This window comes from Amedibacillus sp. YH-ame6 (assembly GCF_053848845.1).
Genome location: NZ_JBSPEZ010000002.1, coordinates 67,142 through 81,252, shown reverse-complemented (window position 1 = coordinate 81,252; position 14,111 = coordinate 67,142). Strand labels below are relative to the sequence as shown.

Annotated in this window: 13 protein-coding genes; 7 read left to right on the top strand and 6 right to left on the bottom strand. The window is 34.4% G+C overall.

What is annotated here, in order from left to right:
* The first annotated feature begins 68 nt into the window (after nt 1–68).
* Both ACWG0P_RS02060 and ACWG0P_RS02055 read left to right on the top strand, forming a co-directional pair.
* Complete coding sequence (locus tag ACWG0P_RS02060; protein WP_455800262.1) at nt 69–1,187, top strand: iron-containing alcohol dehydrogenase; 1,119 nt, start codon at nt 69–71, stop codon at nt 1,185–1,187.
* Nucleotides 1,177–1,995 carry a Cof-type HAD-IIB family hydrolase gene (locus ACWG0P_RS02055; RefSeq protein ID WP_455800261.1) on the top strand — a complete coding sequence of 273 codons (819 nt, stop codon included), beginning with the start codon at nt 1,177–1,179 and terminating at the stop codon, nt 1,993–1,995. The genes ACWG0P_RS02060 and ACWG0P_RS02055 overlap by 11 nt, the downstream gene beginning before the upstream one ends.
* Nucleotides 1,996–2,091: 96 nt before the next feature.
* On the opposite strand, the gene ACWG0P_RS02050 is transcribed toward ACWG0P_RS02055, so the two are convergent.
* Nucleotides 2,092–3,582 (bottom strand): BglG family transcription antiterminator, encoded by a 1,491-nt coding sequence (locus ACWG0P_RS02050; protein WP_455800260.1) that lies wholly within the window; start codon nt 3,580–3,582, stop codon nt 2,092–2,094.
* Nucleotides 3,583–3,752: 170 nt separating this feature from the next.
* Between ACWG0P_RS02050 and ACWG0P_RS02045 the strand changes: the two genes are divergently transcribed.
* The 3 genes from ACWG0P_RS02045 to ACWG0P_RS02035 all read left to right on the top strand — a co-directional run bounded on the left by ACWG0P_RS02045 (nt 3,753) and on the right by ACWG0P_RS02035 (nt 7,111).
* On the top strand, nt 3,753–5,348 hold the full coding sequence (locus tag ACWG0P_RS02045; RefSeq protein ID WP_455800259.1) for a PTS transporter subunit EIIC: 1,596 nt from the start codon (nt 3,753–3,755) through the stop codon (nt 5,346–5,348).
* 10 nt (nt 5,349–5,358) lie between these two features.
* Nucleotides 5,359–6,522, top strand: coding sequence for an amidohydrolase family protein (locus ACWG0P_RS02040; protein ID WP_455800258.1), 1,164 nt, complete (start codon nt 5,359–5,361; stop codon nt 6,520–6,522).
* 229 nt (nt 6,523–6,751) lie between these two features.
* Nucleotides 6,752–7,111 (top strand): Arm DNA-binding domain-containing protein, encoded by a 360-nt coding sequence (locus tag ACWG0P_RS02035; RefSeq protein ID WP_455800489.1) that lies wholly within the window; start codon nt 6,752–6,754, stop codon nt 7,109–7,111.
* Nucleotides 7,112–7,619: 508 nt separating this feature from the next.
* Here ACWG0P_RS02035 and ACWG0P_RS02030 read toward each other — a convergent pair.
* The 4 genes from ACWG0P_RS02030 to ACWG0P_RS02015 all read right to left on the bottom strand — a co-directional run bounded on the left by ACWG0P_RS02030 (nt 7,620) and on the right by ACWG0P_RS02015 (nt 10,410).
* A complete protein-coding gene (locus ACWG0P_RS02030; protein ID WP_455800257.1) occupies nt 7,620–8,303 on the bottom strand; it encodes a Fic/DOC family protein in 684 nt (227 codons plus the stop codon).
* Nucleotides 8,303–8,473 (bottom strand): antitoxin VbhA family protein, encoded by a 171-nt coding sequence (locus ACWG0P_RS02025; protein ID WP_455800256.1) that lies wholly within the window; start codon nt 8,471–8,473, stop codon nt 8,303–8,305. The genes ACWG0P_RS02030 and ACWG0P_RS02025 overlap by 1 nt, the downstream gene beginning before the upstream one ends.
* A 565-nt stretch (nt 8,474–9,038) precedes the next feature.
* Nucleotides 9,039–9,725, bottom strand: coding sequence for a YitT family protein (locus ACWG0P_RS02020; RefSeq protein ID WP_455800255.1), 687 nt, complete (start codon nt 9,723–9,725; stop codon nt 9,039–9,041).
* Nucleotides 9,697–10,410 carry a ribulose-phosphate 3-epimerase gene (locus ACWG0P_RS02015; protein WP_455800254.1) on the bottom strand — a complete coding sequence of 238 codons (714 nt, stop codon included), beginning with the start codon at nt 10,408–10,410 and terminating at the stop codon, nt 9,697–9,699. Before ACWG0P_RS02015 ends, ACWG0P_RS02020 begins: the two co-directional genes overlap by 29 nt.
* Nucleotides 10,411–10,629: 219 nt before the next feature.
* Here ACWG0P_RS02015 and ACWG0P_RS02010 point away from each other — a divergent pair, with 219 nt between their 5' ends.
* Nucleotides 10,630–11,115, top strand: coding sequence for a PTS sugar transporter subunit IIA (locus ACWG0P_RS02010; RefSeq protein WP_455800253.1), 486 nt, complete (start codon nt 10,630–10,632; stop codon nt 11,113–11,115).
* A 16-nt stretch (nt 11,116–11,131) separates the two neighbouring features.
* Here ACWG0P_RS02010 and ACWG0P_RS02005 read toward each other — a convergent pair whose 3' ends face one another.
* Nucleotides 11,132–12,670, bottom strand: coding sequence for a BglG family transcription antiterminator (locus tag ACWG0P_RS02005; RefSeq protein WP_455800252.1), 1,539 nt, complete (start codon nt 12,668–12,670; stop codon nt 11,132–11,134).
* 91 nt (nt 12,671–12,761) lie between these two features.
* On the opposite strand from ACWG0P_RS02005, the gene ACWG0P_RS02000 reads away from it, so the two are divergent.
* Nucleotides 12,762–14,054 (top strand): Sapep family Mn(2+)-dependent dipeptidase, encoded by a 1,293-nt coding sequence (locus ACWG0P_RS02000; protein WP_455800251.1) that lies wholly within the window; start codon nt 12,762–12,764, stop codon nt 14,052–14,054.
* The last annotated feature ends 57 nt before the right edge of the window (nt 14,055–14,111 follow it).

Sequence of the window (14,111 nt, the reverse complement as noted above, 5' to 3'; positions counted from 1 at the left end):
TCTTTATCCATCACTTTCTTGGCATTTGTTTATTATAATGAGTATGTAAAAGAATGAGGAGGTATTGTATGTTTCATTATTATCAACCAACAAAGTTACATTTTGGTGCAGGCATCTTAGAAGAACTAGGGAATGCTTGTAAACAGTATGGAAGTAAATGTCTTTTGGTAACGACACCAGATGAACCGCTTCAACCATTGTATAAAAGAGTAAAAGGATTATTGAGTGATGCTGGAATTGATGTTGTACATTTTGATCAAGTAGCACCAAATCCAACCGTTGAAATTGTAGAACAAGGTCGTGAGGTTTTACGTCAACACGCGTTTGATTTTGTACTTGCGTTAGGTGGAGGAAGTTCTATTGATACTGCGAAAGCAATCGCATTTACCAATGGAATTGAAAGCCTTAATTGGGATGATTTATTTGCATTTGATTCCCCATTTGGTTCTTATCCATCTTATAGTGATAAGCATTTACCACTTTTGAGTATACCAACGACATCAGGCACTGGTTCTCAAGTAACACAAGCAGCGGTAATTACGAAGGGAAAAGAAAAGTTAACATTCTTCCATAATGATAACTTTTCAAAAGAATGTTTTATTGATCCTGAATTGATGACAACTCTTCCAAGAAGAATGAGTGCCGCAACAGGTTTTGATGCTTTTACACACGCATTTGAAAGTTATATCAATGCACGTGCATCACACTATAGTGAAATGGATTCTTTGGAGGCAATGAAACTTGTCATCGATACACTACCAAATGTATTAGAAGATTTAGGGAATGTAGAATATCGTACAACCATGTGTCTTGCGGATACATTAGCTGGACGTGCTTTAGCAAATTCAGGTGCTAGTGCACCACATCCACTATCTGAAATTATTGGTGGTATTTGTCATATTACACATGGTGAAGCACTTGCTGTTGTCTTCCCTCCATTTATCAAACAAATGGATGCTAAGTATCATGATAAATTTCAAAAGGTTGCGAAATTATTTGGACAGGAAGATCTTTATGAAGCTATGGTTTCCTTCTTGAAAACCATTGGATTGTATAAAACACTTGTTGATTGTGGTGTTGATGAAGAAAGTTTCCAAGAAATCTTAGCATGTCCTGTTCTTGACCATCTTCCATTTGGCACAAGAGAGGAATTAGAAGCTATCTTAAAAGAGGCTTATGGAAAATAATATCCGTGTTATCGGTTTAGATTTAGATGGCACACTGTTACAAAGAGATAGAACAATAAGCGAAGAAAATAAAAAAGCAATTAGGGAATGTTTAGATAAAGGAATCCAGGTGTATTTGGTAACAGGGAGACCATATTGTTTTGCGAAAATGATTGCTCACTTAGTCGATGATCGTATCAAAGTGATAGCTGGAAATGGCGGTATATACGAGATAGGGAATCGTTGTATCGAAACAGCGATTGATGCAGAGGCCTTAAAAGAAATTGTATCTGTACTACAAAAGTATCAGATGCATGCATTTCTCAAAGGTAAACATTTCATATATACACAGGAATCCTATGATGAACGGTTTTTATACGATCATATGAACGAGTGTTTTCAAGATGATTATAAAATAAAATCCTATACGCAAATACCATGGGATGAACTTGCAATCGTTGCGAAGGATGTTTTGAAGATATTGGTCTATCATAAGGACGAACATCTTCTTGAACAAGCAAGAAATGAAATAGAATGTATAGAGAATTGTGACATAACAGATTATCAAAAAATCAGCTTTGATATTACTGCTAAAGGGATACATAAAGGAAACATCATAAGAACAGTCTTAAAAGAAAACGGATTTACAAAAGAGAACTTCATGGCGATAGGCGATGGGAATAATGATATTCCTATGTTTGAAGAAGCTAGTATTGCTGTTGCGATGAAAAATGCAACAGAAGAAGTAAAGAAACATAGTAGTTATGTAACAGAGCATTATCTAGAAGATGGTGTAAGTAAAGCCATTCATCATTTTATAAACATATAGGGCGTTTTGAATCTTAAAAAAGTACATCAAATCCAAAGGGATGAGGTGTACTTTTTCTGTTCTAGTAAGAAGATGGCACATAAATATATCATGTATTTATCGACGTTGCTTTACGAATAGGTTACGCACTTCATTTCTTAATTTAGAAATGAAGTTCTTACTTGGTATCATAGGAATAAGAAAGATAGGAGTATCCTTTATTGGTGGTAATTGAAAAGTCGTGAATATAAGGTTATATTCATAAGTATCTTGCATAATAAAATCTTGATAACGGATCTTTTCAATAATAACTACTTCTGCAATATGAGCTTCAATCAATGAACAGGCATATTTTAATTCACTAAAACGATGTTCATATAAAAAGAGTACACGTAGTGGTTGGAGTGTTTTTTCTATAGCAGAGGCGATATGAATCGCAATATAGGCGATTTCATCATCTGGAAGTATAACATTACATAGTTCCTTTGTAATTGGATTGATGTTGGCTGCTAAAGCATAGGGTTCATGAAAATCCTTTTTAATTTGTTCGCAAAAGGGATTGTAGTGATCATAGTAAAAGGCAGTTTTCTCTAGTATTTTTGAAAGATGATAGAATAGTCCGGATTCAAAATTTTCTTTGTCATTGATCGCATAGACGCTGTAAATGATAGAAGCAAATTTCTCGATTACTTGTTTTGCTTGCTTATTTACTAATGAGGAATTCACGATTTCCGTATTTGTGAATTTTAAGGTCATAAATAAGGATGTTAAATAATAGATTTCTTCATCATAGATTTTAATATGAAACAAGGATTCTAGAGTATGCTTAGAATCGGATAGTTTTCGTATGAAAGAGAAGGATTGAAGTTTATCTTTGTCGTGTTGGGAAAAACTAACATGTCCACCTTGTTTTATACGATCTATTGAAATATAAAACATAAGACGTAAGTACGATTTGTCATCAATAGCGAATACGATGTTATTTTTTTCTTCAAACTTTGTAAGGATAGATAGTATTTTCTTATTTGTGCTGTTTGAGGAATAAGCATTTTCTATATATTGCCTGAAGTCATTTTGAATGATTGTAATCTTGTTTGTGTGAATGAAATGAAGAAGTTGATACAAAGCTTTTCGTCTTCTTTTCTCACCCTCACTTAGTTGGATACCTTTTTTATGATGTACAGTTAATTCTAAATCAAAATCTTTTAAAAAGATATTTGCTTTTTTAATATCTTGATAAAGAGAACTTCTTGATACATAAAGTTCAGATTCTAGTTGATGCATACGGATAGGATAGGAGTTGTGCAAGACTTTAAATAAAAGATAGTACACACGTTCTGCTGGGAGAGATTTTACATTTTCCGCAATCTTCTTATGAAGGTGATGTTGTAATAGCAAAAGTTGATCTTGATTCCCCAATAAAGTGTAGCCAGAACCTGGTTTACTTATCAATTCCACATGAAAATCAGTCAATACTTCTTGCGCATAAAGTAAATAATTACGAACTGTTTTTTCTGAAATATTAGAACGTTCAGCAATTTCTTTTGCGCTTATGTAATCACTATAAAGGATTATATCTAGAATCTTATAAAGAATCGTGCTTTTCATAGTATCCTCCATCTTGCTACTCTTGAAAATTATACTAATATCATCTATTCTTAGTATAGCATAGAATTCTATAAACTTGTTTGTACAGTTTTACCTTATCGTAATGGTAATTATTGAATAATACAAACGCTTACAATTATATATAATGGGATTATCAGGAGGATAGTTTTATGAAAGAAAAACTTAAAGGAGCATTTCAACAATTTGCTGGTGCAATGATGGTTCCTATTATTGTACTCGTTATGGCTGGATTCTGTGTAGGATTCGGTGCACCACTTTCCAATATTTTATTGGAGAAAGGAAGCTTTCTTCAAATCATTTTCTCTATGATTTCAAATATAGGAAGTATGGTAATGAAGAATTTACCGTTTTGGTTTGTCATTGGTATATCCTTTGGTTTAGCCAAACAGGAAAAGGGATGGGCAGCTTTCTCTGGATTTATCATGTATATGTTGGTCAATGTATGTATCAGTACATATGCAGGAGCAAATGGTTTCACAGCAGAAAGTGTTACTGTAAAAAATCTAGTGGATACAATGGGATATACTGTAAATGAAGCTAAAGATTTCTCAAGTTTATGGACACAAATAGGGGGTATTTTTACCTTAGATATGAGCATCTTTGGAGCGTTGGTTATCGGTATTGTGACAGGGATTGTGCATAATAAAATGTATGCATTAAAACTACCGAACTTCTTATCCTATTTTGCAGGACCACGTTCTGTTATTATGATTGCGCCACTTATTGCGATAGTTTTAGGGATTATGTTCTATTATGTATGGCCGTTCATGGCAAGTATCATGCGTATGTTAGCTACTTTGATTTCAACATCGGGACTGTTTGGAACATTCTTATATGGAGCATCCGATCGTGCCTTGTTGCCTACGGGACTACATCACTTGATTACCTTACCATTACGATATACTGATTTAGGTGGAAGTATGATGGTGGATGGAACCTTGTATGAAGGTATTAACTCTATCAATATGGCGCTTACTTCTTCCGTTGATGCGACTGGTTATTTGATTCGAGATTTTACATCTGGAAGAATCTTATCTAATTTTGGTTCTTTGCCTGGTGCTGCCCTTGCGATGTACGTTTGTGCACGAAAAGAAAATCGAAAGAAAGCGGCAGCTATCTTGATTCCTGTAGTCGCAACTGCATTTCTAGTGGGTATTACAGAACCAGTAGAATTTACAATTTTATTTGCAAGTCCATTGCTTTACTTCCTTGTACATGTTCCACTTTCAGGGTTAGCATTTGTCCTAACAGAACTTACAAAAGTATCTATACAAGGATTTGCTACTGTATTTATGATACCGAATCTATTACAACCAGATAAGGTTCATGCTATGTCTTTACTTGTTTTAATTCCACTTTTCTTCGCAATGTACTTCTTTATCTTCCGTTGGGCAATCTTGAAGTTTGATATTAAGACTCCAGGAAGAAAAGAAAAAGAAGGATTCAAACTTGTAGGGAAAAAAGATCTAAAAAAAGATACCTTAGAAAATAAAGATATTGATATTAGAAGTATGGAGATTACAGAAAACTTAGGTGGAAAAGAAAACATTGTACTTGTGGAAAACTGTGCGACTCGTTTGAGAGTGAGTGTAGTAGATAGTACGAAAGTTTCACCAGATGAAGTTTGGATGGAATCACTTGGGGCAATGGGTGTTGTGAAGTTCGATACAAAATATCAGATTATATTTGGACCACAGGTAATCAGTATTGCCTCAGATTTAAAGAAATATTTAGGCATAAACTAGGAGGTAGATTATGATATATGCTGTAGTTGGAGATAACATGTTCAATGGATTAGAAATTATAAAGGATTTTTATTTCATTGTTGAAGATGGAAAAATTCTAGAAGTAGGAAATCGTGTTGGTAAAGAGTTTCAAAATATAGAAGTCATAGATGTAAAGCATCATTTGGTAACACCTGGATTGATCGATTGTCATGTGCATGTATGTGCGGATCCTTATAATTTTGGTTTTCATAGCACACCATTAGAAATGCTGAATATAGTAGATACCAATCTAAAAACATTATTAGCTCAAGGCATTGTATATATTCGTGATGTAGGAGCACCAGAAGAAGTAACATTCACTGCAAAGCGTTTATTAGCAGAAAAGAAACTATCTGGTCCAGATATGAAAATCAGTGGACAAGCGATATGTGCCACTGGTGGTCATGGTTGGCAAATGTCTTTGGAAAGTGATGGTGTTGAAACGGTTAGAAAAGCAGTTCGTACCAATGTGAAAAAGGGTGTTGATCTTATCAAACTTATGGTAACTGGTGGGATTAATACAAAAGGGAATGAATTAGCTCCATTGGAGCTCTCTGAGGATGAAATTGGTATCGCCGTAGATGAAGCCCACCGTAGAGGCAGAAAAGTTGCTGTACATACACATGGACGCACAGGCATTGCATTATGTTTAAAACATAATGTAGATTCTATCGAACATGGTTTATTGATGGATGAAGAGTTGGCAAAGATAGCAAAAGAAAAAGGAATCTATCTTGTCCCTACCTTATCTGCTCCCTATTTTGCGACCATGCGAGGATTGAAAAAAGATCCTACATCAAAAAGTTTTTTGAAATCTAAAGACGTTATGGAAGTACATAAAAAAAATGTATTATATGCATATAAAACGGGTGTAAAAATGGCAATGGGTTCTGATAGCGGAACTCCATTCAACGGTTTTGACACGGTGTTAGAAGAACTTGTATTATTGTATGAAAATGGAATCGACGCCTTAGATGTATTACGTATGGCAACCTATTATGCAGCAGATCTAATGGACATTACACAGACACACGGATCTTTGGAAGTAGGAAAAGTAGCATCCTTCCTCATCTTTGAAAACAATCCGCTTACAGACATGAAAAATATTCATAGTTTAAAGAATGTATACAAAGATGGTATTAAATGGCATTGAATGGATTCATAGTAAACTCCTTTTCGAACATTGAGTAAACTAGATACTTAATCGTTCAAATCCATTTGTGTAAGAGCATATCTATTCCCAAGGTAGAATGCTCTTTTTATATTTTAATAAAGAATTACATTGTCATTTGAAGTAGGAAAAGATATTTGGGGTAAAGAAAGACGCAATGGGATGATCCTTTAATGCGCATGAAAGTCATCATGTATAATGGTTTTTTTACATCATTACGTGTATTCACATCCTTTCAGAGCTTTATATACAACACAACAAAAGAGGTACCATTCCAGTAAGTCCAGTAAAAAATGATGACACGTGGCTTTTCACAACTCATTTAGTCGACCCTAAGACTGGTGATAGGATTCATAAAACAAGAAGAGGTTACAAATCGCTCCAAGAGGCAGAAGAAACGGAATATAAATTTAGAAGGGAATACTTCAAAGCAAAAGTAGAGGGTTGTCAAATTACATTCAAAGAAATGTTCATCAAGTATATGACATCAAGAAAACAAAAAATCAATCCTACGACTTATAAAAAATGGCTGAATCTGCACCCTATGGCGCAAAAAAAGATTCTCATTTGAGAACCTGTGTTTATATATGGTAGGGGTGGCAGGAGACGCAAGGTCGACAATCGATTCATCTTTTTTTAAAGGCTATGCGCAACACACTCTGCAACCGTGGGATAATCTAGTGTTGTGAGTTGATTACACATTTTCCATAATTTCTATTATTTTCGCTACCAAAGTGACGATTTTTAGTGTTTGCACTCAAAATGTACATCATTAGCAGTTTTAAAGTTTTTTATTTGAATTAGCATTTAACTTTAAAATTATTATTTTTTCAAAAACTTGATTACCACGTTCAATCATGAGATGTCTTTTGCTCTTTGTTATCTCATCGCTTACTTGCTTTTTTGTCAATCTGTATGTAACAACGAGACCTATTATAGAAACCTAAGATGGAATGATTATTGATAAAATAGCAGAATTATCATTTAATACTTCTAATTGTATAGGTTCAGTTAAAATTATGAAATTAGTCCTCCGAATAATGTTGATTTGAAATACATATTAATACTGCATTTCTAAATCATTGAAGATAATGTAGTAGTTTTTCTACCATTGTTTTTTCTAAAACTATTTCATTAATGAATGTGATTTGTTGATCTAGTGATAAAATTTTATGGTTATTCAAAAAAAATTCATGCATTAAACTTATTTTTCCATTGTTTGCCTCATGACTTGCAACAATCATATCATCTTGGCTTATTGGTGATAAATCCAAATCAATGCCTATTACTTTAGCAAGGCATTCAATAAACTCTCGCTGCGTTCTTCCATTTCCCTCACGAAAAGGATGCATTGCATTTATATCAGCAAATAGTTCGACTAATTTCTTAATTTTCGTTTGAGTGTCGTTTCTGAGATAATAATTCTCATTTTGAAGTTTTGTAAAGATGTCCTTTGCATATGATTCTATAAACTGCGGTAAACAAAACATATCCGTTTTAGCAATTGCAACCGTTCTTATATCGCCAGCCCAATAATAGATATCATGAAATAAAAATTTATGGATATCTTGTAAATGTTTTAAATCGAAATTACCTTTTACGGGATTTTCAATTAATTGATATTGACGTATTGCTACAGTCTTCTTCTCAACTTCATGTAGCTTGTTTACATCATGTATACCCATTTTATTGATTAGCGCTTCACTATCTGAATAGCAATAATTAGGAGTTTTTTCATAATCATATTTGAATTTAATGTCCATTACTTATTCTCGCTGTACTGATTGATAATCATCGCAATCTCTTGCTCAGGGGTGCTGATACCATCAATGCATCTTCTTAACATGGCTTTGTCATCCTCTGTTAATGGCATACCTTCCATTGCCATGGTACCATTGACTTTGCGAATTATTTCTTCTGCTTTTTGGCCCATAATATCAACTCCTTACTATATATAGTATACCATTTTAAGATGTTATTTTCTATGGGTTAAAGCAAAATCTGCTTATCATATGAGAATTTATTCTTCTAGAAATTAATTGTATTTATTTGCACTCCACTACTTGTAAACACATCCTTTCAGAGTTTTAAATACAACACAACGAAGGAGGTGCTTGCCATGTCAGTAAGCTCAGTAAAAAATGATAATACGTGGCTTTTTACAACTCGCACCAAGAGGAAGAAGATGTGGAATATGAATTTAGAAGAGAATACTTCATAGTAAAAGTAGAGGGTTGTCAAATCACATTCAAAGTAATGTTCATCAAGTATATGACATCAAGAAAACAAAAAATCAATCCTACGACTTATAAAAAATGGCTGAATCTGCACCCTATGGCGCAAAAAAAAGATTCTCATTTGAGAACCTGTATTTATATATGGCGAGGTGCCAGGAAGCTTCATATAAAAAGATTCAATCCTAAGACGGATAGAATCTATTCAAAGTTCTAGTAGGATAAAAAAACGAGCTCTTAACTCGTTTTCTTTACCCTATTCGTTTAGGCACTTTTCTTGTTCTTAGTGATATATGATATTGTTTGAATAATAATCAATAAAGATAAGAAGCTAAATAAGGATATAAATACACTGTTTGTAATAACTCCTGAGGCAATGACCACAGAACCATCTAATACAAATAGGATAACACTAATCTTTAGAAACTTGAATACATGTTGTACTAGTAAGGCAATTACATCTGTTCCTCCTGTTGCACATGCATGATTCAAGGCAATACCAATGGCACTACCTACAAGTACTCCTCCTAATATCCCAGCAACGATAAGTTCTAGTATAGGATGAATATCCTTTAAGAATGCAGTGGTATGGATATTAGGAATGAGTTGCATGAAGAGTGGTGTTACTAGAGTGATATATAATGTTTTAATACCAAAGCTTTTTCCAAGAACAATTGTGCTTAGAACAAGCAATGGAATGGATATACAAAGTGACATTGTGGAAACAGGAATTCCAATGATCGTAGAGCATACTAAGGATAATCCTGTAATTCCTCCTGGTGCAAGTCCTGTTGATGTGAAAAAGAAATTAACGGCAAGCGCCGTTATAGCAGCGGCAAATGTGATCCATGCATAATCTATGACAAAGGCACGGATCTTGTCTTTTGTAAAAGAACTCTCGATGGGAGAGTCCTTTATAGGATTATAGTCCAAATTTTTCTGCTGCTGCATCGATTGCAACTCTACATTCTTTCACACCTGCTGCTGCGCTCTCAGGATGTTTAAAAATGGCAGAAGATAATACGATTACATCTGGATTACATTCGATTAATTTATCCATGTTATCACTACGTAAACCACCATCTACAGCAAGTTCACATCTTGGATTTTTCTCATCAATCATTTTACGTGCTCTTTGTACTAAATCAATTGCACTTTTTCTCCAACCCCAGTTGTCTTTTCCATCGGTTTCATCAACACCGTGTGTTACGATATGTAAACGATCGATATCATAAATACTTTCTTCTACAAAGCAAAGTGGTGTGTAGCATCCTAAAGTTAATCCAACTTTTAAGTTGTGTTCACGGCACCAGTTGATAATATAAGCAAGTTGTGCACCGATGAAATGTTCTGCAGGGATAATTAACATATTCGCTCCTGCTTCTGCAATTTGTTCGATGAACATACGATCCATACTTACTGTATAAATATGACATTCAATATCTTTATCTGTTTCTGGACGGATACCAGCAATGATTTGGTGACCTCCCATAAGCTTCATATTTTGAAGGTCATGCATATCAGCTGCATCTGAGTGAATATAATCAACTCCTGCGTCACTTACCTCTTTTACTAAATCTGCAATTCTTCCATAATTTACATGTGCTAAACCAGCGGCAATTTTTATGTGTTTCATACGTTAGTCCTCCTCTATCTCGCACCCTTATTGTACGCTTTTATAAGGGGCTTTCGCAAGATATCCCTCGATGTAACATTATCCATATCAATAAGGTAAATAATCAACATTCGCGTAACCAATTACCACAATTAAAAGGTAACGCTTTTTCTTATGAAAGCATTGTAATAACCATTATAATTGTATAAGATAAAGATATCAATTTAGGAGGTAATGAAAATGTTCGGATTTAAGAAGAAAGTAGCATCAAGAAATGAACTTTTAGCGGTTGTGGATGGTACATTGATATCCATTGAAGATGTAAAGGATCCTGTATTCTCACAGAAAATGATGGGGGATGGATTCGCGATAGAATCAACGAGTGATACAATTTACGCATGTGCGGATGCGAAAGTAACAATGTTATTTCCAAGTAATCATGCGATTGGTTTAGAATTGGAAAATGGTATGGAAATCTTAATCCATGTGGGTATTGATACTGTGAATGAGAATGGAAAAGGTTTCTCTTGTATGTGTAGCCAAGGTGATATGGTAAAAGAAGGACAACCTTTATTAGCTATGGATCGTGCATATTTATTAGAAAAAGGATATGACTTAACTGTCATTGTTATCTTTACAAATAAGGATTCCTATAAAGAATTTGAAAAAGAAAGTGTTACAAAAGTAACTGGTGGAGAAGACGTAGTCGTAACATACACTGTATAAAAAAAGGGCATTGCAACTAGGTGTGCAATGCCGCTTTAGAATTTAAGGGATCATTTTTCAACTTATAGAGTTCTTTAATCGCATCTTGTAGATGATGGATATCATAATCACGCAATAAGGAATTTACTTGAATACAAACAATGTTTGCTTTTAGGTTCAATTCAATTGTGGTAATAATTAAATCGATATCATCTAGTTTTTTCTCATAAATGGAGAAAAAGGATTCTTGGGATACAATGTGAACTTCGGGTATTTGTGCGCTAATCTTTTCTTGAAGTAGATTTCCTGCACCATTTCCACTATGGGCAACAAGTATTGTGTTCAAAGGCTTTTTCATTCGTTCGATAGAACCCGCAAGGTGAAGTGCTAAATAGGCAATTTCATCTTTGCTAATGGTACAGTGGAAATGTTCTTCCATGAAATGCATGCTTTTCTTTGTAATTTCAAAGGTATTTGCATAAAGGTTAAGTATTTCTGGTAATAATGGATTTTCATTAGGAATACCATGGCGAAAGCGCATGATTGCTGGACACATATGGGTATAGATAGCAGTACGAAGCTTGTCATCTTTGTTAAATGGAAGTTGTAGGGTTTCACTCCATGTGTGTAATAAGCGATCGGTTAATTGCTTTGCTTCTTCTTTTTCTTTGATGTTAAAGTTATCACTGCTTTGTAGTGCTAGAAAATATACTTGTAAATAACGGATTTCCATTTCTGGAAATTTGATATTGTAATGATTACCTAAGCGATCACAAAGTGCTCTTGTTTCTTCGTAAAAAGGTTCGCCTTTTAGTTCCGTTAAGAAGTCATCGGAAAGATGTACATAATGTTTGTCTTGGATACGAAGATACGTAACAAACATACGAAGAAGAGCAGGAATGAGGGATTGAAAGGTAAGCGATTCAATGTAGCGATTATTTGAAGAGAGTACACAACGCATGAAATCATGGATTTCATCATCACTTACTTCAAGTCCTGGAAATACCAAAGTTCCATCACATGCATGATGCTCATTTCGGATAATGTCTAGAAATAGTTGATACCCATTATCTCTTAACATCAATTCTAATAAGAAACTACGAATATGGCGTTCCTTTCCTTCCAGTATAAGCCCGTTGTTGTTCTTACGGTGGAGTTGTAATGTGTACGTCGTTAATAAATCATCCAAAGATAAAATATCTTTATGGATGGTTGCTCGAGATACAAATAGCTGTTGACTTAATTCATATATTCGACAGTTATCATAGGAACAAAGTTGCATACCAATGAAAATCTTTCGAGATTGTGGAGAATAGTCCACCATGGTATTATTCTTCTCATTGATTTTTTCCATCACATGTAGCTTTGCGCTTTTAGAACCTTCGATAAGGATACCTACTCCGGTTTTCTTAATCAGTGAAAGTTGATTTTCTTCCAACCATTCACCAACAAGTTGTAGGTCATTACGTATCGTTTTATTTGATACTTGAAGCACTTCACTTATCTTATCGATTGTTATATAAGAATCTTGTTTTAAAAGAGCATCTACAATTTTTATCACTCGTTTATTTAACATTGGCATCCTCTTCTTTCTAAAGAAACTATACGAGGGAAGTAGAATCTTGTCAAGAGTACATACCATAGGAATCAACTTATAGGAGGTTATTATGAATAAAGAAAAACTTTTTAAAGTAAAAGAACAAATGTTGCAAGATATAGAAAAATTAGTTGCGATAGCATCATTGCCAGACGAAAATAGCAAAACTGATAATGCACCATTTGGAAAAAATATTAGAACATGTTTTGATGTATTTAAGGAAATTGCAGAAGATAAAGGATTTTGTGTAGAAGATGATCAAGGATATGCGATGAGTGCAAGCATTGGCGAACAAGAAGAATATATTGGAGTCCTTGGACATTTGGATGTCGTAGAGGCTGGAGATGAAGCTTTATGGGATACTCATCCTTTTCAAATGGTAGAAAAAGATGGCATTCTTTATGGAAGAGGAGTGAACGATGATAAGGGACCACTTATTGCGGTACTTTATGCTGCTTGGTTGATTAAAGAAGAGCAACTTCCTTTACGTTATGCGATACGTATTATCGCAGGTGGCGCTGAAGAAACTACTTGGGAGTGCATGGAACATTATTTTCAATCACATAAACAACCTGTTTATGGGTTTTCACCAGATGGAAATTTTCCTATTGTAAATGGTGAAAAAGGAATCTTACAAATACGATTTACCTTTCCAATCACCAAGGATATAGAAATTCATGCAAGAGAGAGATACAACTATGTGTGTGATGAACTACAAGTAAACTATCAAGGAGACACAAAAACTTATAAGGGTAAACGTGCTCTTTCAAGAAATCCTCAGCGAGGAGAAAATGCAATTTTTGCATTTGTCCATGACTATAAGACACAACAGATGAACAGTGGTGCACAATCATGTATGGATATGATACATGATGTATTCTTGGATGATTTTTATGGAGAGAAAAGCGGGTTATATAGTGAGGATACAGAAATGGGGACAACGTCTATTTGTCCTATGTCTTTGACATGTGATGATTCTTTATTCGAATTATGTGTGGATGTTCGTTATGTAAAATCTACGAGTTATGAAAAGATTTGGGAACGTCTACAAGAGATAGCCTCTACATATGGAGCAACTCTAGAGTGTATAAAACATAAACGTTTATTGTTTGTGGAAGAAGATAGTCCTCTTATTAAGGGATTGAAAAATGCTTACGAGCGTGTGATGCATGAAGAACCTGAGGTACTTACCAAAGGTGGAGCTTCTTATGCAAGGGTGTTGGATCGTGGAATCGCATTTGGAGCTACTTTCCCAGATGAAGATCCAAAACCGCATATGCCAAATGAATGCATGCCAATCGATTCTTTATTAAAGGCATGTGAAATTTATTATGAAGCATTGTGTGAACTAGCATTAAAATAAATTGATTAAATTTTACCACATTGATACAGTAATGTACTCATTCATTCCTACCTAGCT